This is a genomic window from Amycolatopsis sp. NPDC088138, assembly GCF_044741685.1.
GTDB lineage: Bacteria > Actinomycetota > Actinomycetes > Mycobacteriales > Pseudonocardiaceae > Amycolatopsis.
This window is the reverse complement of the sequence record NZ_JBIUTB010000012.1, coordinates 138,538-160,017: the sequence shown is the minus strand read 5'-3', so window position 1 is coordinate 160,017 and position 21,480 is coordinate 138,538. Positions and strand designations below refer to the sequence as shown.

The following is a 21,480-nucleotide window of genomic DNA, read 5'->3' as shown; positions in this document are numbered from 1 at the left end:
CGACAACGAAACCGAGCATTCCGCAGGAAGGGATAGCGGCGCCCTTCCTGCGCCTTAAAGAACTCCTAAGGACGGCCGAGATCGATGACGATCCGCGCGCCGTGCGGCTTCGACGGCCACACGGAGAGCTTGCCGCCCGAGGCCCGGGCCGTCTGGCGGGCGATGTCCAGTCCCAGCCCGGTGGATCCGGAACCACTCGTGCCGCGGACCGGGACGTCGCTGAAGCCCGGGCCCTGGTCCTCGACCATCAGCCGCACCACGTCCCCCGCCGGATAGAGCTGGATCGCGTACATCGTTCCCTCGGGCGTGTGCGCGAAGACGTTGCCCAGCAACGCGTCCAGGCAGGCGGCCAGCTCCGTCGCGCCGACCGCGACCGGCAGTGGCCCCGGGTCGAGGAGCAGCTCCACCTCGCGGTCCTGGTCCTGGGCCAGCACCGACCAGAACTCCACCCGCTCGACGACGACCTGCGCCGCGTCGCACGAGCCGGGCGCCGCGTCGCGGTTGCGCGCCTGGTCGATCAACGCGGTGACCTGGCGTTCCAGGCTCTCGGCGTGGCCCGTGATCCGCTCCGCCTCGTCCGCGTCGCGCAACGACTCGGCGTCCAGCCTCAGCACGGTCAGCGGGGTCCGCAGCCGGTGCGAAATGTCGGCGACGGCCTCCCGCTCCTGCCGGACGAGCTCGCGGATCCGGGTGGCGAGCGAGTTCAGGGCCAGGGCGACCGACCGCACCTCGGCGGGGCCGCCGGGGCGCGCCCGCGCATCGAGGTCGCCGCCCGCGAGCCGGCGCGACACCGCGGAGAGCTCGAGGACCGGCGCCACGATCGAGCGGGCCAGCCGGTCGGCGACGAACACACCGAGCGCCAGCAGCAGGACGCCCAGCCCGGCCAGCACCAGCCACGCCGAGCCCAGGCCGCGGGTCAGCTCGGCCCGGTCGACGTAGGCCCGCACCACCGCCGTCCCCCGCGGCAGGCCCTGGACGGCGACGAGGATCTCCCGCCCGTCCGCGTCCTCGACCGTCAGGCTGCCCTGCACCGCGGCCAGCTGAACGCCGGGCGTGCGCGGGGCCGGCGCGCCCAGGACGGTGCCGTCCGGGAGGAACACGGTCACCGGGTGGCCCGCAGTGGTGTTGAGCTGGTCGACCGCAGGCCGCAGCGTCCGCGCGTCGGCCGTCGCCACCAGTGACGTGAGGGACTGCGCCTTCGCCGTGGCCGCGGTGACCGCCCGGTCGGCCGTGACCGAGCTCAGCAGGATCGCCAGCGGCACGAGGAAAGCGGCGAGCACCAGGCTCATCGCGGCGGCGACCAGCACCGCGAGCCGTTTCCTCACGACCCGGCTCCCGGCTCGGCCAGCCGGACGCCGACGCGGCGCACGGTGTGCAGGTACCGCGGCTCCTGCGCGGTCTCGCCGAGCTTGCGCCGCAGCCACGACAGGTGCACGTCCACGGTCTTGTCCGCGCCGGCGTAGGGCAGCTTCCAGACGTCGGCGAGCAGTTCGCGCTTGCTCACGACGGCCCCGGCACGCGCGGCGAGGTAGTGCAGGAGGTCGAACTCGCGCGGGGTGAGGTCGAGCGGGACGCCGTCGAGGGACGCCTGCCGCGTCCGCGCGTCGACCGAGAGCCCGCCGACGACGACCGGGGCCGTCGTCTCCTCCGGTTCGCTCCGCCGCAGCACCGCGCGGATCCGCGCGTCGAGCTGCGCACCGCCGAACGGCTTCACGACGTAGTCGTCGGCGCCGGCGTCGAGCAGCCGGACGATCTCGTCCTCGGCGCCGCGGGCGGTGACCACGATGATCGGCACCGCGCTGACCGCCCGCACCATGCGCAGCACCTCGCGGCCGTCGAGGTCGGGCAGCCCGAGGTCGAGCAGGACGACGTCGGGCCGGTCGGTGACCGCCGCCTGCAGCCCGGACATGGCGGTCGCGGCGGACGTCACGGTGTGCCCGCGCTCGCTCAGCGTGCGGATCACCGCCGTCCGGATGGTCGCGTCGTCTTCGACGATCAACACCGTGGCCATTTCCAGGACGGTATACCGGCGCGGCGCCGCCGACCGGATCTCGGCGAACGCTAGGGACTCCTTAGCCACGCCTTAACCCTCTGGGGTGGCACAGTGGACTGATGAGACGGCGGGTGGTGGCGATCGCGGTGGGGTGGGTGCTGGCCGCCTGCGCCACGGCCGCGGTCGGCACGGTCGCGCTCGATGCCGTGGGCGCCGGCATCCTCGGCCCGCAGAACCAGCCCCTGTCCCAGGACGACGTCGCCCGCGCGCTGGCGGAAGCGCCTTCTTCGGTGTCAGTCACCCCTTCGGCGGCGGCCACCACCGTGTCGTCGGGCGCGCCGGCGCCCCGCGGGCTGACCGCGCCGGGCGGCACGATCGTCGCCCAGTGCGAGGGCGGCTTGGTCACGCTGCTGTCGTGGAGCCCGGACCCGGGTTACCGCACCGACGACATCTCCCGCGGCCCGGCCGCCACCGCGTCGATCAAGTTCAAGAACGGAGGGACCGAGAACGAGGTGGTCGTGACCTGCCACGACGGCAAACCCCGCGCCGACACGGTCGCCGACGACGGCCACCACGGCGGCCGCGGCTAGCCCGGGTTGGGCCGGGCGTTGTGCCGGGTGTTGTGTCGGCTGTTCCTGCGGTGGCCCGCTACTTTCCGGCCGGTGCCGAGTATCCGGCGACCCGGCCGCCCTGAGGCCGCCGGCGCAGGTTCTCGCGCTGCAAGCGGGAAGGTCGATGGAGGATCCTGGCCGCCCGACGTCCCGAATCCTCCATCGCCGAGACACTCAGCGAGGCAAGCCGGCGTTGAGCTGCTTCAAGACGTCGTGCGGAAACGGCAAGGGCACCTCGCTCACCTCGGTCAGCCGGTCCAGTTGAGCGGCTGTCAGGTCCAAGGCGAGGGCGCCCAAGCTCTCCGTCAGCTGCTCCGGTGACCTCGCGCCGATCAACGGCGCGGGCATCGCGGGCCGGCGGGTCACCCAGTGCAGGGCCACCTGGGCCGGGGTGGCGCCCACCTCGGCGGCTGTCTCGCGGACGGCGTCCACGATCGCCCAGCGCTTCTCCGGTACGTCGACCCCGACCAGGCGGCCGGTGCCCGCGCCGTCGCGGGTGTACTTGCCCGAGAGGAAACCGCCGGCGATCGCGCCCCAGGGCTGGATCGCGGTGCCGAACTCCTGGGCCAGGGGCACGTACTCCGCCTCGATCGCGCGCTCGACCAGGGAGTACGCCAGCTGCAGGGCCGTCACCGGCGGGCCGCCCAGCATGGCCGCCTTCGTCGCGTACCAGGCCGGGACGTCGCTGAGCCCGACGGCGCGGACCTTGCCGGCGCGCACCAGCTCGTCGAACGCGGCCATCACCTCTTCGGCCGGCGTGCTGCCGTCCCAGATGTGCAGCCAGTAGAGATCCACGTGGTCGACGCCGAGCCGGCGCAGGGACGCCTCCAGGGAGGCGACCATGTTCTTGCGCCCGTTGCTGCGGTGCCGGGGATCCGACACCGGGCCGCCCTCGCGGAACTTGGGCCCGGAGTACTTGGTGGCGAGCACGATGTCGTCGCGTTCGGTGTCGCGCAGGAACTCGCCGACGAGCTCTTCGCTGCGGCCGTCGCTGTAGTTGTCCGCGGTGTCGACGAAGTTGCCGCCGCTCTCGACGTAGGTGCGGAAGATCTTGCGGGCGGTGTCGTCGTCGGCGCAGAAGGCGCCGGTGCCGAAGGTCATCGCGCCCAGGGCGAGCGGCGAGACCCGCAACCCGGAGCGGCCCAGCGGCCGGTAGTCGTCCAGTTCGGTCATGCATCCGAGCTTGCAACCCGGACCGCGCTCCGGGTCAACCCCATCGGGTGATGCACAACCGGGCAAGAACGAGGAGAAAAGCAGGCATACCCCCGACTATCAGCGGGTGAACGTCCGGTGTGCGCTAATCTGCCCGAATCCAGGTCGCCGCAGGTAGGCGGCCTGCCGGATGGCGAGGAGTCGAATTCGTGCAACCGAACCTGGGGCCAGGTGAAGACTTCCAGCTGCTGCTCGACCGGCAGGTCCGGGACATGCAGGCGAAGGCGGCCGCGCTGACCGAAGCGATTTCGACGGCCGGCGCCACGGTCCGGTCCCGCGACGGCGCGGTCACCGTGACGCTCGCCCCCAACGGCGCCCTGACGAACCTCGAGCTCGGCTTCCGGGCCTGCGAGATGGGCCCCGCCCGGCTGACCGCGGCGATCATGAGCACGGTGCGGGACGCGCAGCGCCAGACCGCCCGCAGCGTCGCCGACTCCTTCGCCACCATCAACGGCGACAGCGAATCCACCGACATGGTCCGGTCCTTCCTGCCGCCGGACCCGCCGCCGGACGGCGACTTCGCCGCGCCGGAGAACGCCGAGCCCGAACGGACCCCGCCGCCCGCCGCGACCCCGCCGCCGCCCTCATCGCCGCCACCGCGGCCGTCCGCGCCGCCGCCGTCGGCCGGGCCTGCCCCGCGTCGCCGTCCCGCGGCCGACGACACCTTCGACGACGAATCGAACCCCTGGTGAGCGGCGGCGGCTTCCGGGTCGACTCCGAGCCGCTGGCGAAGTTCGGCCAGCACCTCGACGACCTCGAGAGCAACCTCAAGAGCACCGCGGACCTCGTCGGCGGCATGACCTGCGACCCCGGCATGTTCGGCATCAACCCGGCGTGCCAGCTGATGGCCGCGGGTGCGAGCACGTGGACCGACAAGGCCCACCACCAGTTCGGGGACTACGCGAAGACCATCGGCGAGTTCGCCGACAAGGTCGCGGAGGCGGCGAAGCGCTACAAGGCGGGCGAAGACGACGCCGTCGACTCGATCGTGAGGTTCGAATAGTGGCCGACGACTACAAGAGCAAGGACGTCAGCCTCCACGGCGGCGAGCTCTTCAACAGCGACAACGCGTCGGCCGGGGCCGGGTTCTTCGAGGCCGCGGTGGGCCTGGACAAGGCCGTCAAGGACAACGACAAGGTCGCGATCGGCATCGGCTCGGCGGGCATGGCGCTGGAGACCATCGGTCTCGTGCTGGACCCGATCGGCAGCCTGCTGACGGCCGGGATCGGCTGGCTCATCGAGCACATCACGATCCTGCGGTGGCCGCTGGACATCCTGATGGGCGACCCGATCGGCATCGCGGCGGCCAGCGAGGCGCTCACCGCGGAGAAGAAGAAGCTGGAACAGTGGTCGCAGGACCACCAGACGGCGCTCGACACGCTGCTGAAGGACTGGTCCGGCAAGGCGGCCGACGCGTTCAAGAAGGACATGGACGCGGTCACCGAGCAGCTGAGCTCGCTCGGCTGGTACCTGGACCAGGCCGGCAAGAACATGAAGATCGCCGGCGGCATCGTCGGCGCGTTCCGCGGCATCTTCCGCGACCTGATCGCGATGCTCCTGGCGACGATCGTCAAGGGCGCCCTGATCGCGGCGGCGCTCGCGCCGGTGACGTTCGGCGCGTCGATCGCGATCTTCGTCGGCACGACGATCGGCACGGTGGCCACGGCCCTGGGCAAGATCGGCACGAAGCTCATCGAGCTGGCCAAGAAGCTGGGCGACCTGGTGGCGTCCCTGGCGAAGATGGGCAAGGCGGGCGACGAGCTGGCCGGGGCGAAGCCCCCGACGAGCAGCCTGACGCCGACGCCCACCCCGAAGCCGCCCGCGACCCCGTTGCCGAAGCCGGACGCGACACCGGCACCGCCGAAACCGGGCGACAGCAGCACGACACCCCCGCCGGCCACGCCCAAACCCGACCCCGCACCACCCAAGCCGGACACCACCCCGTCCTCGGCCACCCCGGACCCGACTCCGGCGACGCCGAAGCCCGACCCGGCACCGTCCACTCCGGACCCGAAGCCGGACACGACGCCGTCCTCCGCGACACCGGATCCGACGCCGACTCCGGCAACGCCGAAACCCGAGCCCGCACCGCCCAAGCCGGACACCACGCCCTCTTCGGCGACCCCGGGCCCGACGCCCACACCGCCCCCGGCGACGCCCAAACCCGAACCCGCACCGCCCAAGCCGGACACCACGCCGTCCTCGGCCACCCCGGACCCGACGCCGACGCCGACTCCGGCAACACCGAAGCCCGAGCCCGCGCCACCCAAGCCGGACACCACGCCCTCTTCGGCCACCCCGGACCCAACGCCGACGCCACCTCCGGCAACGCCGAAGCCGGACCCCGCACCGTCGTCCTCGTCGGCCACCCCTGACCCGGCACCGCCCAAGCCCGACCCGGCGCCGTCCTCCTCGTCGACGACCCCGGACCCGGCACCGCCCAAGCCGGACACCACGCCGTCCTCGTCGTCGACGACTCCCGATCCGGCGCCCCCCAAGCCGGATCCCGCGCCGCCGAAGCCCGACCCGGCACCGTCGTCGGCCACGCCCGACCCGGCGGCCACCCCGGCGCCGACCCCGCACAAGCCGTTCACCGACCAGATGACCAACGTCATCCGGGACAAACTGTCCAAGATGGACGGTGTGACGCCGGAGATCATGCAGAAGTTCGACAAGATCAGCAACTACTCCGTGCACGAGCTGGGCAAGGTCTTCGGCAAGGAAGGCGCCGAGAAGTTCGAGTCGGCGATCAAGGTCATGACCGACCCGTGGTTCGGCAAGTCCGGGCTGGCCGGTAAGACCGTCGTCGACCTGATCAAGGGCGTGCCGGCCAGCATCGGCAACGTCACCGGCGGCGGGGACGACGACTAGCCCCATCCGGCGGGGCGCCGCGAAGCGCCCCGCCGGTCACGGGCCGGAGAGGATCACCGCGCGCGACGCCAGGTGCAGCGCCAGCCGCTCGTCCGGGCGGGACAGGTCCACGCCCAGCAGCTGCTCGATCCGCGCGATCCGGGCCGCCACCGTGTTGCGGTGCACGCCGAGGACCGTCGCCGTCTCCGCGATCGACGACTCGGCGTCCAAATAGGACGCGAGCGTCCGCACCAGATCCCCCGGCGCGTCCCGCAAGGGCGCGACCAGCGCCCGGGCCGCGGGTTCGAAGGTGTCCGTGCGGGTCCACTCGAGCAGCAGCTGGGCCATGCCGAGCTGGTCGACGTGCAGGAAGTGCCCGGTCTCCGGGCGGGTCGCGGCCAGCCGGGACGCGTCACTCGCCTCGGCGACGGTCGCGGCCAGGCCGTCCGGCCGCGGGTGCGGCCGCCCCACCCCCATGTGCGACCCGAGCCGCAGCGCCCGGTGCGCGGCCTGCAACCGGCTCGCCAGCGACCGCACCCGCTCGGCGGTCGGCTCCTGGTCGAACGTGACCCAGCCGGTCCAGCCGTCGCCGTGCTCGACCACGACCGCCTCGACGTCCTCCGCCCGCAGCGCCCGCACCACCTCCTGGGTGCGGGCCACGGTGTCGACCGCCGCCGGCACGCCGATGTGCAGCCCGACGTGCCAGCCGCCGAGCCGCCAGCCCGCGTCGGCGACACGGCGGCGCAGGTCGGCACCCGGCTCGGAGTCGAGGCGCAGCAGGTCGCCGAGCAACGCCGTGCGCGAGCGCGCGTCGCGTTCCAGCTCGAGACGGTTGGCGAGCAGCCAGCGCTGCAGGACCCCGGCCGCCACGGCGAGCGCGGGCGGCACGACGTCGGCGCGGGCGGCCTCGGTTCCTCGCAGCTCGACGGTCAGCCACAGAGCGGGTCGCTGCAGCAGGACGGGGTGCGCGAGCAGCACTCCGTCGTCGAGGTCGATCCGCTGCGGCACCGGCTCGCCCAGCCGGACGCGCCCGGCTTCGGCGAGGTCACCGGCCAGGGGTGCGCCACCATCGTCGAGCACCGCGACCGGGGAGCGCAGCAGCCGCCGCAGCACCGCGACGACGTCCTCGGGCGGGCGCGGCCGGTCGCCGAGGGCGCGGTGCGTGGCCAGCAGCAGGTCCGCCCGGGCCAGTTCCGGCGCCGCGAGCAGCAACCGTGCCTCCACGACGAGGTCCAGCGGTGACGCGCCGGTGGTCAGCAGCGGCACGGCCAGCCGGTCGGCGAGCAGCCGCGACGCGGCGAGCGGCTCGGTGCCCGGCAGCAGGACACCGGTGGCTCCGGCGTCGGCGCACCGGCGCAGCAGGGCGTCGATCTGCCAGTCGATCCCGGCGACCGGCCGGACGACGACGACCAGCTCGTCCGGCACCGGGTCGTGGGAAGCGTCCAAAGTGGCCTGAACCGTCGCGAGTGGACGGTCGAGGCCGGCGGCCCCGGCGAGCAGGTGGACGTGCTCGGCCCAGGACGGCGACGCGAGCACCCGCCGCAGGCTCATCGGACACCCACCGGGTCGCAGTCGATCCCGTACGCGCGCGGCTGCAGCACCGGCAGCCGCCGCGGGTCGGACCAGAAGGGAGCCGCGGCCAGGCGCACGACGTCGACTTCCAGGCCGGCGCGGATCGCGTCGCACTGCACCGGCACCCCGGTGCGGTGGTCCAGCACCGACAGGACGTCCGGGGTGGACGCGACCGGCACGCCGTCGCGCAACGCCAGGAGGTACTCGTTCTCCATCTCCAGCCGCAGCAGCTCGCCGCTGCGGTGGTCGGCAAGGGTGACGCTGCCCCGGCCGAACCCCGGACTGCCGTGGGGACCCGGGCCGACGTGCCGCGCCACCTCGAGGACCCGGCCGCGGGCCAGCACCGAACCGTCCAACGCTTCTTCGAGGGCCGGCCGCGCCGGGCTCTCCCCCACGGCGAGCACGCGGCGGCCGAGCGCCAGCGCGGCGCTGGTGGTCCCCGGGATCGAGCACGCCGCCAGCTCACCGGCCGGGATCGGCGCGAGCGCGAGCGCCGCCCAGCCACCGGAACTGGCCACGAACGCCCGGGCGCTGCGCTCGACCATCACGTCCGAACCGGCCGCCAGCACCATGACGTGCCCGCCCTGTTCGGCCAGCGCGGCGGGAGCGACGCCGCGGCCGGCCGCGGCGACCGCCAGCTGGTCGAGCCGGGGCAGGCCACGGCCGGACAGGTCGGCGTCCACGTAGGACAGCCCGAGCTGCCCGGCCACCACCAGCGGCATGAGCCCGTTGAGGCCGCCGATCTCGATGGACATCACCGCGTCGGCGCGCTCGCCGGTCCAGCGTTCGACCGCCGCCACGGCGGAGGCGAACTCGTCACCGCTCGGCAGTTTCTCGGTGAACGCGGCCGTCGCGCCGACCACGCCGACCGGCACGACCCAGGCCGTCGGCGGCAGCTCGCCGAGGGACCGCACGACCGGCTCGGGACCGCGTTCCAGCTGCCGGCGCAGCAGGACGGCGCTGGTGGCGGTGTCGCCGCCACCGCCGGAGCCGAGCAGGGCGGCGCCGCGTTCGAGAGCGGGCACGTCACCGGCCGTGATGCGCATGGACGACCACATTAGCCGAGGTCAGCGCAGCGCGTAGCCTCCGTCGGGATAGAGCGTCGACCCGGTCGTGTAGCCGTTGCCGAACAGGTACAGCACCGCGTCGGCCACTTCGGACTCCCGGCCGACGCGGTGCAGCAGCGTGTCGCGTGAGTACTGCGCGAAGCTCGCCTCCCGCACCGCGGCCGGCCGCCCGGCCCAGAGGTTGCCGTCGATCGTGCCCGGCGCGACGACGTTCACCCGGACCGGGGCCAGCTCCACCGCGAGCCCGCGCCCGAGGCCTTCGATCGCCGCGTTGCAGGCCACGTACGCGGGCGCCGCGCCGGGTGGCCGGACGCTCGCTGCGCCGGACATCAGCACGATCGAGGCGTCGGCGGACAATCGCGGCACCGCGTGCTTGACGGCGTGGTACTGGCCCCAGAACTTCGTCTCGAACGGGCTGGCCGCGTCCTCGCCGCTCAGCTCGCGCAGCGGTCCGACCACATAGGACGCGCCGGGCGTGAACAGGTGGTCGACGCGGTCGAGCGCACCGAAGAACGCGGCCAGGGAGTCCTGGTCGGTGCTGTCGACGACCTGCCAGGTGGCGCCGAGCGGCTCGGCCGCGGCCGAGAGCTTCGCCGACGTGCGCCCGCCGAGGTGCACCTTGGCGCCGTCGAGAGCCGCTCGCCGGGCGACCTCGAGGCCGATGCCCGAGCCGCCGCCGATGACCACGACGGTCCGGTCTTCCAGGCTGCTCACGCGATCTCCTCGACGGGGGTGAAGGGGTGCGGCAGCCCGAAGGCGCCGGGGCCGAAGGTGTCCAGCGCCTCGGGCGTGCGCATCAGGGGCGGGGTCGAGATGCCGACCACGGTGACACGCTGGCCGTAACGCAGGGTCTCGGTGGTGATCGGCTCGGCCGTGTTCGCCTCGAGCACGCAGATCAGGTCCGGCACCAGGCACCGGACGGAACCGTCCACGGTGGCGAGCAGGTTCTCGTTCTGGAACAGGATCTCCAGCTTGTGCGCGCCGTCGAAGGACACCGCCGCCGCGCGCCCCCGGGCGAAGCCCTCCTCCGTGCGGCGCTCCACATCGGACACCTTGCCGCGGAACAGCACACGCAGGTGCTGGTACGGCGTTTCGACGAGCGCGGCGGCCAGCCGCGCGACCGGATCCTCGTTGCGCGAACGGGCCTCCCGGATGGTCCGGCCCACGGTCAGGGCCAGCGAAAGCGTTTGCGGTACGGCGGTCCGCTTGACGTCGGCGCCGCTCATCGCGTACTCGGCGATGTGCGCGACACCGCCGAGCCGGACGGTGACGCCGCGCGCGAGCCACTCCATCCGGCGGTTGTCGGTACCGGTGTCGATCACCGCCGTCTCACCCCGCTCGCCGCCGATCGCCATCGGCGAGCCCGGGACGCCGTATACGCCGAACGTCTCCATCTGCAGCTCGGGGAAAGCGCGGCCCATGCCGTCGGCGTCGACCACAGGCAGGCCGAGCCGCGCGCCGACGAGCAGCGGGATCATCGAGTTGATGCCGCCGCACTCGATGGGCATGGTCGCATCGGCGCGGCGGCCGAGGTGCTGCTCCAGCGTCCGCAACGCCAGCACGGGTTCCGCCCCGCTGGGCAGCTTCTCGTGCACGACGGTCGGCGCGCCCATCTGCGCGGTCGGGATGACCAGGGCGTCGTCGTCCACTTCGGACGGATCGAGGATCGTGACCGGCCCGTGCTCGCGGATCGCCTCGCGCACGAGCAGCCGTCCGACGTACGGGTCGCCGCCCCCGCCGGTGCCCAGCACCGCGGCACCGCGGGCGAGATCGGGCAGGTCGTCCTCGGTCAGGGTCCAGCTCACCCGGCCACCCCGATCGGGTCGATGTCGTACCCGAAGTACCGCGGCCCGGCCAGCGCGAGGCCCTCCGGGGTGTGCCAGCGCGGGTCGGCGGGCGCCGCGATGACCGTGACGCGCTGGCCGTACCGCAGGCCTTCGGTGGTCACGGCCTCGCCGGACTCGCGTTCCAGCGTGCAGATCAGGTCCGGCACCGACGCCTCGACGACACCGTCGCGCTCGGCGACCAGGTGCTCGTTCTGGAATCGCAGCACCAGTTCCGCGCCGGTGTCACCGTCCATCCCGGACAGCCGGGCCTCACCGCGGGCGAAGCCGGTGACGGTCCGGCGGGCGACGTCGACGACCTTGCCGCTGAACAGGCGACGGCCGCCGAGCCGCTCGACGACCTTCGCGACGGGGTCGGCGTGCGCCTCCCGCGCGGACCGCACCAGCGCACCCAGCTCGGCGCACAGGCTGAGCGTGCCCGGCACCATCGCCTCGCGCGCCTGGGCGCCGGACATGGCGTAGTTGCTGATCATCGCCGAGCAGCCCATGTCGATGGTCGCCGACCGGGCCAGCCGCTCGGCCCAATGGTTGTCCACTGTGTCCAGTACCCCGCGGTTGCCCTTCTCGTCCGCGATGGACATCGGGGTCGCGCGGATTCCGTACAATGTCGGCAAAACCATTTGCAGTTCCGGGAACGCGCGGCCCATGCCGTCGGCGTCGACCAGCGGCAGGCCCAGCTGCGCGGCCGCGACGACCGGGATCAGCGAGTTGACGCCGCCCGCCTCGGCGCACGCGATGTGCGTCAGCTCCTTGCCGAGGTACCCGGCGAGCGTGCGGGCCGCGAGGCCCACCTGCTCGGCCGAGGGCAGTTTCTCGACCATCACGGTCGGCGCGCCCATCATCGCCACGGGCAGCACGACGGCGTCGTCGTCCAGCTCCGCCAGGGGCACCAGCGGCACCGGGCCGTCCGCCCGGACGGCCGAGGCCGCCAGCAGCCGGCCGATGTACGGGTCTCCCCCGCCGCCGGTGCCGAGGATCGCCGCGCCGCGCGCGATGTCGTCCAGATCGGTGAGGGTGATCTCGCGCATCACGCCCCCAGCTGCAGGTCGCCGACGGCCTTGACGCGGATGCGCGTGGCGTTGCCGGGCAGGTACGGGATGGGCACCTCGTCGAAGTCGACGATGCCGACCGAGGCCGGCGACGCGCCCGCGGCGACCGCCCGGTCGACGGCTTCTTGCTTGGCCTCGTCCACAACGGACTCGCGACGGCCGGGTTCGATCACGTAGACGCGGTCGACCTCACCGCCGATCTGGGCGATGGCCGCGCCGATGGCGTTGGCCACGGCGTAGTTCTCCGGCCGGTGCACCTCGCCGCACCCGGCCAGCTCGTCCGGCAGCAGCACCGAACCGCCGCCGACCGCCACCACCGGCAGCGGCTCGGCGGACGTCCGCATCCGTTCGACCACATCGGACACGTCGGCGGCGATCTTGTCCAGCGCGGCCCGGACCAGCGCGCGGTCGAGGTGGGCGACCAGCGACGCGTCCCCGATCTCCGCGCGGCCGGCGGCGACCGCGATGTCGGTCGCGGTGAGCGTGTCGCCGCCGAAGACCAGGGCCTTCGACGTCAGCTCGTAACCGACCGAATCCGGGCCCACGGTGACGTTCCCGCGTACCCGGCTGCCGCCGCCGAGGCCGATCGACAGGACGTCCGGCATCCGGAAGTTGGTGCGGATCCCGGCGACGCTCACGTCGGTCGTCGCCTCGCGAGGGAAACCCTGGCGCAGCACGCCGACGTCCGAAGTCGTGCCGCCGACGTCGACCACCGCGCAGGTGTCCAAACCGGACAGCACGGCCGCGCCGCGCATCGAGTTGGTCGGCCCGGACGCGAAGGTCGCGACCGGGTAGCGGCGGGCGAAGTCGACGTCCATCAGCGTGCCGTCGTTCTGGCTCAGGTACAGCGGCGCGGTGATGCCCGCGCCGGTGACCGACGCGGCCAGGCCGTCGACGATGTGCGCGGCCAGCTCCCGCAGCGCCGCGTTGATCACCGTCGCGTTTTCCCGTTCCAGCAAGCCGATCCGGCCGATCTCGTGGGACAGCGAGATCGCGACGTCGGGCAGCTGCGCGCCGATGATCTCGGCCGCGCGGGTCTCGAACTCGGCGTTGACCGGGGAGAAGACCGAGGTGATCGCGACGCTGCGCACCCCGGCCGCCCCCATGTCGTCGGCGGCCTTGCGCAGCTCGCTCTCGTCGAGCTCCGCGATGTGGCGGCCGTCGAACTCGTGTCCACCGTGGACCAGGTAGCTGCGCCCCGACACGGCGTCGACGAGCCGCTGCGGCCAGTCGACCATCGGCGGCAGCGACGCCCCGGCGGGCAGGCTGAGCCGCACGGCCGCGGTCGGCGCCAGCCGGTGCGCCTCGACGAGGGCGTTGATGAAGTGCGTGGTGCCGATCATCACCGCCCGCACCGCCGCCGGGTCGAACGCGCGCTGCCGCTGCAGGCCGTCGATCGCGGCGACGATGCCCGAGGTGACGTCCGCGGTCGTGCTGGTCTTCACCGAGGCGAGGACCTGGTGTCCGTCGAGCAGGACGGCGTCCGTGTTGGTGCCGCCGACGTCGATGCCGATGCGCACGAAGATTCTCCTTAAGCGGTCTGGACGGCGGGAGCGGCGTCGGCGGTCCGGCTGCTGCCGAACCCCCGCACCAGGCCGAGCTTCCCGGCGACGACGTACAGGACGAAGGCCACGACGAGCGAGTTGATGCTCGGCAGGCCCCATTCGACGAACTCGCCGAAGAGCGCCGCGGCGATCCAGACGACGATCGTGGCGGGCACCCACAGCGGCGCGTCGTCGGGCAGCGTGCCGCGCGCCCGGGCGGATTCCAGGTCACCGCGCCACTTCTTGACCACGAAGTACTCGGCGACCATGATCCCGGCGATCGGCGGGAACGCGACGCCCAGCACGGTGAGGAAGTCGGTGAACTTCGCCAGGATCCCGGCCGCGGCGAGCACGCTGCCGGCCAGGCCGAGCGCGGCCGTGACGAGCCCGCGGTGGGCCTTGCGGCCGGACACGGTGCCGATGAAGTTCACGACGCCGAGCCCGGAGGAGTACAGGTTCCAGTCGTTGATCTTCATCGTGCCCGCGATGACGATCAGCAATCCGATCCAGCCGACCGACGACGTCACGATCGTGGTGATCCCGGCCGAGCCGACGGCGTGCGCGAGCAGCACACCGGACAGGCCGATGACGTACTCGCCGAGGGTGATCCCGACGAGCGTCTGCTTGACGACGTCCGAAGTGGACCGGTTGAAGCGGGTCATGTCCGGGGTGATCACGGCGCCGACGATGAAACCGCCGGCCACCAGGGTGGTGCCCTGCAGCAGGCTCAGCGCCGGCCCGGGCGGGGCCGAGGAGACGAGCGCGCCGACGTCGTGGCGGGTCAGCTCCGAAATGACCGACCAGCCGACCAGGATCAGGAACGCCGGGACGGTCAGGTACGCCGTCCAGGCCATGGAGTGGAAGCCCCGCACCACGATCGCGGTGACGAGCAGGCCGAACACGAGCGCCCAGCCCCACTCCGGCAGGCCGCCGATGAGCGCGACGAGGCCTTGGGCGGAGACCGCGGACTGGATGCCGAACCAGCCGATGAGGCTGATCCCGATGGCGAGCCCGATGAGCGCCGAGCCGCCGCGGCCGAAGCCGGTCCAGCGGGCGATCATGGACGTCGAGAGGCCCTCGCGGACGCCGATGACGCCGACGAGGATGGTGATGAGCTCGAGGATGACCGAGCCGAGGGTGAACGCCAGCACCGCCGGCCAGAAGCCCATCCCGAAGCCGACGGTGGCGCCGAGCAGGAACTGGGACAGAGCGGAAACCTGGCCGAACCGCTGGACCGCGACCGACCACCACGAGTACCGGGCGTGGTCCGGCACTCTGGTCAGGGCATAGTCGTCGACACCGACTGTTGAGGCCACGTCGACCTCCTTCTCCGGGCTGGGGAACGGTTGCCCAGACCGTAAGCAGCCCTCCCGGAGACGTCACCGTGCGATGTGCACATCCGCAGCGTCAGGACTGTGCAGGTCGCACGGTCAGCCCAGCGGGTCCAGCCCGGTCAGCGTGACACTCTCCGCCCACAACCGCGACGCGGCCGCTTCTTCGGCCAGGTTCGCCCAGCGCGGTTCGAGCCGGGGGCGGCCACGCAGGCCGAACGTCCGCGGCCCCCACAGCTGCCCGCCCGCGACGTCCGGGCCGAGCACCGCGCGGACGGCGGGACGCGCGCCGGCGTCCTTGCCCTGCAGCGCCACCCGGGCCGGGACGCCGCGCAGCCACTGGCCGGCGGTGCGGACGTGCACGGGCGGCCGGGACGGCGTCAGCGAGTCGAGCGCACCGCCCGGGTGCGCGAGCACGCTCAGCCGCTTCGACCCCGCGGCCCGCAGCCGCCGGTCGAGCTCCACCGCGAACAGCATCTGGGCCAGCTTGGACCGCTCGTACGCGCGTTTCGGCTGGTAGTCGCGCTCGCTCTGGAGGTCGGCGAAGTCGAGGCTCGACGACTTCGCCGCGAAGCTGCCGGTGGTGACGATCCGGCCCTCCGGGACGAGCTTCGGCAGCAGCCGAGCCACGAGGGCGAAGTGGCCGAGATGGTTGGTGCCGAACATCATTTCGTGGCCGTCGGCCGTCTCGCGCCGCGGCGGGTGGTCGAGCATGACCCCGGCGTTGCAGACGACGGCGTCGAGCTCGCCCGGGTCGAGATCTTCGAGCGAGGCCAGGTCGGCGAGGTCGAGCCGGACGTAGTCGACCTTCGCCCCGGAGACCTGCGAACGGATGGCTGCCCGCGCGGCTTCCGCCTTCGCCGGGTCGCGGCTGCCGATCACGACCTCCGCGCCGGCCGAGGCCAGCTGCTCGGCGGCGAAGTAGCCGATCCCGGCGTTGCCCCCGGTCACCAGCACCCGCATGAACGTCCCCTCCCCGTGCCAAGCTGTCTCGCGTGGACAACGCTACCGGGGAACGCGCCGGCTACCGGCGATCGGCGGGATCGCCGCGCGGGGAGGCCCGGCGCCGGGCACTGCTGGACAAGGTGACCGACGACGTCGCGGAGAACGGCCTCGTCGACTTCTCGCTCCGGCGGGCCGCGCGCGCGGCCGGGACGACGCACAAGGTGCTGCTCTACCACTTCGACGGCGCCGAGGACCTGCTCCGCCAGGCGGTCGTCACCCTGCGCGAACGCCGGATCGGCAACGCGCTGGCGGCGGGCACCGCCGAGGCGGCCACGCTCACCGCCCGCGTCCGGGCGGCGTGGCACAGCCTGCGCGACGAGGAGTCGCAGCTGCGGCGGGTGCTCGACCAGGCGATGGGCCTGGCGATGTACGACCCGGGCCGGTACGCCGCCCTCGGCCGGGGCGCGTCGCAGCAGTACCTGCCGACGCTCGTGTCATTCTGCCCGCCGCACTGGCCTGACCAGCGCAAACACGAGGTCGCGGAGATGATCCTGGCGACCCTGCGCGGGTTCCTGGTGGACCTGCTGACCAGCGAAGACGGCTCCGGCGCGGAAGCCGGGTTCGCGGCGCTGCTGCGCGCGGTCGAACGGGAGGAAGCGGCCGGCTGAGGATTCCTCGACAGTTTGCGAACCGCGTGGTTCACTTCTGTCCAGAGGGACGTCACTGGGAGGCCGGCATGCAGGTCGCACTGTCCGCGGGGACCGTCGAGTACACCGACACCGGCGGGCCGGGCCCGGTCGTCGTGCTGGTCCACGGCCTGCTGATGGCCGGTTCGCTGTGGGACGGCCCGGTCGCGCACCTGGCGCCCGACCACCGCTGCGTCGTCCCGACGCTGCCACTGGGCGCGCACCGGCACCCGATGCGCGAGGACGCCGACCTGTCGCTGCCCGGGATCGCCCGGCTGCTGGGCGAGTTCCTCTCACGGCTGGACCTGCGCGACGTGACGCTGGTCGGCGTCGACACCGGCGGTGCGCTGGTCCAGCTGCTGATGGCGGACGGCGCGTCCCGGGTCAGCCGCGTGGTGCTCGGCTCGTGCGAGGCCTTCGACAACTTCCCGCCCGGGCTCACCGGCAAGACGCTGGTGGCGACGGGCAAGCTGTCCCCCGGCCTGTTCGGGGCGTTCATGCAGCAGATGCGTCTGCGCGCGGTCCGCCGGCTGCCGATCGCGTTCGGCTGGTTGACCAAGCGCGGCGACGCGACGACAGCCGGCTGGGTGCGCCCGCTGCTGGCCGACGCGGCGATCCGCCGCGACACCGTGCGGATGCTGCGCGCGGCCGGCGCGGACCCGGGCTTCCTGCTCGAGCCGACCGAGCGCCTGCCGGCGTTCGACCGCCCGGTGCTGGTCGCCTGGGCGAGCGAGGACCGCGTGATGCCCCTGGACCACGGGAAGCGCCTGGCGGCGTTGCTGCCCAAGGGAGAGCTCGCCGAGGTGGCGGACAGCTACACGCTGCTGCCGCTGGACCGGCCGGCGGAGTTCGCGCGGCTGATCCGCGAGTTCACCGCGCGCTGAGGCCGAACAGGCGTTCCGCGTTGCCCGACGCGAACTTCTCACGGTCCACATCGGACTCGAAGTGCCCGAGGAAGGTGCCGATCTCGTCCCGGCCCGGCCGCAGGTAGGGGTAGTCGGTCGAGAAGAGCAGCCGGTCGACGGGAACCACCGACAGGGCGTGCCGAAGCAGCGCCGGGTTGAACATGCCCGAGCAGGTGATGTGGAAGTTCGAGCGCAGGTAGTCGGCGATCGGCCGCGGCAGGCCGGCGGCGCGGCCCGCGCTCTCGGCCCGGTCCAGCCAGAACAGCAGCATCTCACCCCAGTGGCCGAGCACGACCTGCAGCTCGGGGTGCCGGTCGAAGGTGCCGCGCAGGATCAGCCGCAGGGCCGCGGTCGCGGTGTCCAGGTGCCAGCCCCAGCCGTAGGTCGCGAGGGCGAGCTCGGTCGCGGGGTCGAAGCCGCGGTACGACGCGTCCCGGACGGCGGCCGACGGCAGCTGGGGGTGGATGAACACCGGCTGCCCGAGCCGCGCCGCGGCGGCGAAGAACCCGTCGTAGGCCGGGTCGTCGAGGAAGACCTCACCCGAGCGGCCGTAGACCATGGTGCCCACGTGTCCCAGCCCCGCGGCCCGTTCCAGCTCCCCCGCGACGTCCGGCGGGGACGACAGGGGCAGCGTCGACAGCGCCCGCAACCGCGACGGATGAGCCTCGACGGCCGCCGCGGCGACGTCGTTCGCGGCGCGGCTCAGGCGCAGGGCGTCCCCGGGCGGCAGCGGCTGGGTCCCGGGTGGCGCCAGCGCGACGATCGAGACGTCGATGCCCTGCTCGTCCAGCGTCGCGATCCGGCCCGCGCCCAGGTCCCGCAGTCGTTCCTGGTTGCCGTCGCGCTCGTTGAAGGCGAGGCTTTCGTCGCGGCCCGCGAGGGCGGCCGTCAGCTCCGGCGTGAACCAGTGTTCTTCGATGGCGATGAGCGTCACGGATCGATCATCCCGCGACGGGTCACAACGCGCTGAGGCCCCGCAGGATCCGGTGCATCAGGTCGAGGCTCGGCCGGTTGCCCGAGGTCATCCGGGCGGTGTGCACCGCGACCAGGCCGCGGTCGGCGAGGTCGGACAGCAGGACCCGCGCCACCCCCAGCGGGATCCGGCGCAGGGCCGCGACCTCGGCGACCGACTGGGAGGTGCGCAGCAGGGCGCAGATCTCCGATTCCTCCCGCGAACTCCCCCGCACCACCGCCCGGCCCCGCGGAGTGGTCGAGACCAATGTCTCGACCGGGAGATCTCGCGTAGGCCGCGTACGGCCATGGGTGCGGAAGTACGGACGGACCATGCCCGCCCCGCCTTCTTCGAGCACGGACCCCCAGTGCACAGCCAGCTCCTCACGGCGATTAATCCTTGTCGGCGATTATTTGACTCTTTGATCGACTCGGCCGCAATCGACCGAACAGAGCAACGCCGGAGAAAGTGCAGGTCAACGCGTCGTCGGCGGAGCGGTACTGCCGCGAAGGACTAGTCTTGTCCGGAGAATCGCCGGGGATGTCAGGATTTTTCCCTCGGACAATCGCGCGAGCAGCCGCCGTCCGGCGTGCTCGCCGAGCTCGGCCACCGGCTGCGCGACGGTGCTCAGCTCGAGCAGGCCGGCCAGGTCGTGGTCGTCGAACCCGAGCACCGAGACGTCGTGCGGCACCCGCAGCCCGGCCCGGCGGAGCGCCCGCAGCGCCCCGAACGCCATCTCGTCGGACGCCGCGAACACCGCACTCGGCCGCCGGGGCAGGCCGAGCAGGGTGCCCATCGCCTGTTCCCCGCCGGTGACGGTGAACCCGCCGCCGGTCTCGAAGGCGGCTTCCGGCTCGCGGCCGTCCTCCCGGCACACCGCGTGGTAGACCTCGCGGTAGGCCGCCAGCCGGCGCAGCGGCGTCGTGAACCCGAGCGGCACCGGCGCGGTTTCGCCGATGAACCCGATTTCGCGGTGCCCGAGCTGGACCAGGTGGCGCATCGCGGTCACCGCCGCGCCGTGGTCGTCGATCCCGACGGAGTCCGCGCCCGGCTCCTCGGTGCCGACCGTGACGAGCGGTGTGCCGAGGCCCAGCAGCAGCGCGCGTTCGGCCTCGGAAAGCGGCAGGGAGAGCACGAGCACCGCGTCGACGCGGCGGCGCAGCGGGAGGTCGGCGAAGAACCGGGCGCGGCCCGCGTCGTCACCGAGGTTGTAGAGCAGCAGGCTGATCCCGGCCTCGCGCAGCACGCGCTCGACCCCCGAGATGATCCGCGAGAAGTACCAGCGATCGACGTACGGCACGATCACGCCGACCGTGCCGGTCCGGCCCGTGGCCAGGCTCGACGCGGCGGGTGAGACCGCGTACCCGAGCTCCGCGGCGGCCGCCAGCACCCGCGCCCGCGTGCCTTCGGCGACTCCCCGCACGCCCCGCAGAGCCCGCGAAACGGTCGCCGCGGAGACCCCGGCGAGCCGGGCGACGTCGTCGAGCTTGTCCGGCATTCCCCCACTCCCGGCGTTGCAAGCGCTTGCATTAACTCACGGTTGGCGGATTGACACCCACCTTGATCGAGGATAATCATCGCTGCAAGCGCTTGCAATCAGCGTGGCCTGTCCGGCAAGGAGGCCGACATGCGCCAGATCCTCCCCGTCGTGGGCGCCGCACTCCTGGCGGGCACCGCGCTGGTCGCGTGCTCCGGGAGCTCGGGCACGACGATCAACCTCTACATCTCACCGGAGGACCACCTCCAGACCGTGGTCGACAAGTGCACGCAGGAAGCCGGCGGCCGGTACAAGATCGTCTACAACAAACTGCCCCGCGGGGCGGACGGCCAGCGCGAGCAGATGGTGCGCCGGCTCGCCGCGGGAGACACGTCGCTGGACGTGCTCGGCCTCGACGTCACCTGGGTGCCCGAGTTCGCCGAGGCGGGCTGGGCGCAGGAGTGGACCGGCGCCGACGCCGCGGCCGCCACCCGCGACGTCCTGCCCGGCCCGCTGGCCACGGCCAAGTGGAACGGAAAGCTCTACGGCGCGACGAAGAACACGAACGTCCAGCTGCTCTGGTACGACGACCGGATCACGCCGACGCCGCCCAAGACGTTCGACCAGCTGATGGACCAGGCGCAGCAGCTGAAGGCGGCCGGGAAGCCGTACCAGGTCGTGTTCACCGGCGCGCAGTACGAGGGGCTGGTCGTCTTCTACAACACGCTGGTGGCGTCGGCGGGCGGGCACATCCTGTCCGACGACGGCAAGTCCGTGGTGATGGACGACGGCGCGGTGAAGGCCCTCGAGCTGCTCAAGCGGCTCACCACCGCGGGGATCACCGACCCGTCGCTGACGAACCAGAAAGAGGACGAGATCCGGCAGGCGTTCCAGCGCGGGCAGGCGGCGACCGAGCTGAACTGGCCGTTCGTGTACGCCTCCTACGCCAAGGAGAAGCCGCAGGAGCTGAGCCACTTCAAGTGGACGCGGTACCCGTCGGTGGTGCCCGGCCAGGCGAGCCGGGTGACGATCGGCGGGTTCAACCTGGCCGTCAGCACGTACTCGCAGCACAAGCCGGAGGCGTTCGAAGCGGCGCTGTGCCTGCGCAACGCGTCGAGCCAGAAGTACCAGGCCCTGGTCGACGGTATCCCGCCGAGTCTCGCGTCGATCTACCGCGACACGGCCCCGCTCGACCCGGCGAAACCGGGTGACCCGAAGGAAAACCCGACGATGGCCGACCAGTACCCGATGAAGGGCGACATCCAGGCGGCGCTGACGGACGCGGCGGTCCGCCCCCTGACCCCGGCGTACCAGAACCTCTCGACGGTGATCTCGAAGGTGCTCTCACCCCCGGCGGAGATCGACGTCCAGGCCACGGCGCAGGAGCTGCGCGAGCGCCTGGCGGACGCGCTGGCGTCGCGGGGCATCATCCCGTAACGGTG

General features: G+C 72.8%; 21 protein-coding genes. 7 read left to right on the top strand and 14 right to left on the bottom strand.

Going from position 1 to position 21,480, the window contains the following annotated elements:
• Nucleotides 1-65: 65 nt before the first annotated feature.
• A complete protein-coding gene (locus ACIOD2_RS49290) occupies nucleotides 66-1,325 on the bottom strand; it encodes a sensor histidine kinase (RefSeq protein ID WP_400553029.1) in 1,260 nt (419 codons plus the stop codon).
• Nucleotides 1,322-2,011 (bottom strand): response regulator transcription factor, encoded by a 690-nt coding sequence (locus ACIOD2_RS49285; RefSeq protein ID WP_400553028.1) that lies wholly within the window; start codon nucleotides 2,009-2,011, stop codon nucleotides 1,322-1,324. The genes ACIOD2_RS49290 and ACIOD2_RS49285 overlap by 4 nt, the downstream gene beginning before the upstream one ends.
• A 101-nt stretch (nucleotides 2,012-2,112) precedes the next feature.
• Here ACIOD2_RS49285 and ACIOD2_RS49280 point away from each other — a divergent pair, with 101 nt between their 5' ends.
• Complete coding sequence (locus ACIOD2_RS49280) at nucleotides 2,113-2,583, top strand: hypothetical protein (protein WP_400553027.1); 471 nt, start codon at nucleotides 2,113-2,115, stop codon at nucleotides 2,581-2,583.
• 195 nt (nucleotides 2,584-2,778) lie between these two features.
• Here the strand turns inward: ACIOD2_RS49280 and ACIOD2_RS49275 are convergent, their stop codons facing one another.
• On the bottom strand, nucleotides 2,779-3,777 hold the full coding sequence (locus tag ACIOD2_RS49275) for an aldo/keto reductase (RefSeq protein ID WP_400553026.1): 999 nt from the start codon (nucleotides 3,775-3,777) through the stop codon (nucleotides 2,779-2,781).
• A gap of 188 nt (nucleotides 3,778-3,965) precedes the next feature.
• Here ACIOD2_RS49275 and ACIOD2_RS49270 point away from each other — a divergent pair, with 188 nt between their 5' ends.
• Genes ACIOD2_RS49270 through ACIOD2_RS49260 form a run of 3 tightly spaced genes read left to right on the top strand, consistent with a single transcriptional unit; the run spans nucleotide 3,966 to nucleotide 6,687 of the window.
• The gene (locus ACIOD2_RS49270) at nucleotides 3,966-4,508 is read left to right on the top strand and encodes a YbaB/EbfC family nucleoid-associated protein (RefSeq protein WP_400553025.1); all 543 of its coding nucleotides are present in this window, start codon (nucleotides 3,966-3,968) and stop codon (nucleotides 4,506-4,508) included.
• On the top strand, nucleotides 4,505-4,819 hold the full coding sequence (locus ACIOD2_RS49265) for a hypothetical protein (protein ID WP_323326032.1): 315 nt from the start codon (nucleotides 4,505-4,507) through the stop codon (nucleotides 4,817-4,819). Before ACIOD2_RS49270 ends, ACIOD2_RS49265 begins: the two co-directional genes overlap by 4 nt.
• On the top strand, nucleotides 4,819-6,687 hold the full coding sequence (locus tag ACIOD2_RS49260; RefSeq protein ID WP_400553024.1) for a WXG100 family type VII secretion target: 1,869 nt from the start codon (nucleotides 4,819-4,821) through the stop codon (nucleotides 6,685-6,687). The genes ACIOD2_RS49265 and ACIOD2_RS49260 overlap by 1 nt, the downstream gene beginning before the upstream one ends.
• A 36-nt stretch (nucleotides 6,688-6,723) precedes the next feature.
• Here ACIOD2_RS49260 and ACIOD2_RS49255 read toward each other — a convergent pair whose 3' ends face one another.
• The 8 genes from ACIOD2_RS49255 to ACIOD2_RS49220 all read right to left on the bottom strand — a co-directional run bounded on the left by ACIOD2_RS49255 (nucleotide 6,724) and on the right by ACIOD2_RS49220 (nucleotide 16,036).
• The gene (locus ACIOD2_RS49255) at nucleotides 6,724-8,217 is read right to left on the bottom strand and encodes a PucR family transcriptional regulator (protein ID WP_400553023.1); all 1,494 of its coding nucleotides are present in this window, start codon (nucleotides 8,215-8,217) and stop codon (nucleotides 6,724-6,726) included.
• Nucleotides 8,214-9,284, bottom strand: a complete 1,071-nt coding sequence (locus ACIOD2_RS49250; protein WP_400553022.1) for a DUF917 domain-containing protein — start codon at nucleotides 9,282-9,284, stop codon at nucleotides 8,214-8,216. Before ACIOD2_RS49250 ends, ACIOD2_RS49255 begins: the two co-directional genes overlap by 4 nt.
• 21 nt (nucleotides 9,285-9,305) lie before the next feature.
• On the bottom strand, nucleotides 9,306-10,019 hold the full coding sequence (locus ACIOD2_RS49245) for an SDR family oxidoreductase (RefSeq protein ID WP_400553021.1): 714 nt from the start codon (nucleotides 10,017-10,019) through the stop codon (nucleotides 9,306-9,308).
• Nucleotides 10,016-11,110: a DUF917 domain-containing protein gene (locus ACIOD2_RS49240; RefSeq protein ID WP_400553020.1), complete on the bottom strand. Its 1,095-nt coding sequence runs from the start codon at nucleotides 11,108-11,110 to the stop codon at nucleotides 10,016-10,018. The genes ACIOD2_RS49245 and ACIOD2_RS49240 overlap by 4 nt, the downstream gene beginning before the upstream one ends.
• Nucleotides 11,107-12,177 carry a DUF917 domain-containing protein gene (locus ACIOD2_RS49235; protein ID WP_400553019.1) on the bottom strand — a complete coding sequence of 357 codons (1,071 nt, stop codon included), beginning with the start codon at nucleotides 12,175-12,177 and terminating at the stop codon, nucleotides 11,107-11,109. Before ACIOD2_RS49235 ends, ACIOD2_RS49240 begins: the two co-directional genes overlap by 4 nt.
• A complete protein-coding gene (locus ACIOD2_RS49230) occupies nucleotides 12,177-13,718 on the bottom strand; it encodes a hydantoinase/oxoprolinase N-terminal domain-containing protein (protein ID WP_400553018.1) in 1,542 nt (513 codons plus the stop codon). Before ACIOD2_RS49230 ends, ACIOD2_RS49235 begins: the two co-directional genes overlap by 1 nt.
• Nucleotides 13,719-13,729: 11 nt before the next feature.
• Nucleotides 13,730-15,058 (bottom strand): purine-cytosine permease family protein, encoded by a 1,329-nt coding sequence (locus ACIOD2_RS49225; RefSeq protein WP_400553017.1) that lies wholly within the window; start codon nucleotides 15,056-15,058, stop codon nucleotides 13,730-13,732.
• A gap of 114 nt (nucleotides 15,059-15,172) precedes the next feature.
• Nucleotides 15,173-16,036 carry an SDR family NAD(P)-dependent oxidoreductase gene (locus tag ACIOD2_RS49220; protein ID WP_400553016.1) on the bottom strand — a complete coding sequence of 288 codons (864 nt, stop codon included), beginning with the start codon at nucleotides 16,034-16,036 and terminating at the stop codon, nucleotides 15,173-15,175.
• A 32-nt stretch (nucleotides 16,037-16,068) separates the two neighbouring features.
• Here ACIOD2_RS49220 and ACIOD2_RS49215 point away from each other — a divergent pair, with 32 nt between their 5' ends.
• Nucleotides 16,069-16,686 (top strand): TetR/AcrR family transcriptional regulator, encoded by a 618-nt coding sequence (locus tag ACIOD2_RS49215; protein ID WP_400553015.1) that lies wholly within the window; start codon nucleotides 16,069-16,071, stop codon nucleotides 16,684-16,686.
• A 68-nt stretch (nucleotides 16,687-16,754) separates the two neighbouring features.
• Nucleotides 16,755-17,588, top strand: coding sequence for an alpha/beta fold hydrolase (locus tag ACIOD2_RS49210; protein ID WP_400553014.1), 834 nt, complete (start codon nucleotides 16,755-16,757; stop codon nucleotides 17,586-17,588).
• Here the strand turns inward: ACIOD2_RS49210 and ACIOD2_RS49205 are convergent.
• The 3 genes from ACIOD2_RS49205 to ACIOD2_RS49195 form a co-directional block, all read right to left on the bottom strand.
• Nucleotides 17,575-18,543 carry an amidohydrolase family protein gene (locus tag ACIOD2_RS49205; protein WP_400553012.1) on the bottom strand — a complete coding sequence of 323 codons (969 nt, stop codon included), beginning with the start codon at nucleotides 18,541-18,543 and terminating at the stop codon, nucleotides 17,575-17,577. The genes ACIOD2_RS49210 and ACIOD2_RS49205 overlap by 14 nt on opposite strands.
• Nucleotides 18,544-18,565: 22 nt before the next feature.
• On the bottom strand, nucleotides 18,566-18,934 hold the full coding sequence (locus ACIOD2_RS49200; RefSeq protein ID WP_323326007.1) for a DUF742 domain-containing protein: 369 nt from the start codon (nucleotides 18,932-18,934) through the stop codon (nucleotides 18,566-18,568).
• Nucleotides 18,935-19,036: 102 nt separating this feature from the next.
• A complete protein-coding gene (locus tag ACIOD2_RS49195) occupies nucleotides 19,037-20,059 on the bottom strand; it encodes a LacI family DNA-binding transcriptional regulator (protein ID WP_400553010.1) in 1,023 nt (340 codons plus the stop codon).
• Nucleotides 20,060-20,188: 129 nt separating this feature from the next.
• Here ACIOD2_RS49195 and ACIOD2_RS49190 point away from each other — a divergent pair, with 129 nt between their 5' ends.
• The gene (locus ACIOD2_RS49190) at nucleotides 20,189-21,475 is read left to right on the top strand and encodes an ABC transporter substrate-binding protein (protein ID WP_400553009.1); all 1,287 of its coding nucleotides are present in this window, start codon (nucleotides 20,189-20,191) and stop codon (nucleotides 21,473-21,475) included.
• Nucleotides 21,476-21,480: the final 5 nt, after the last annotated feature.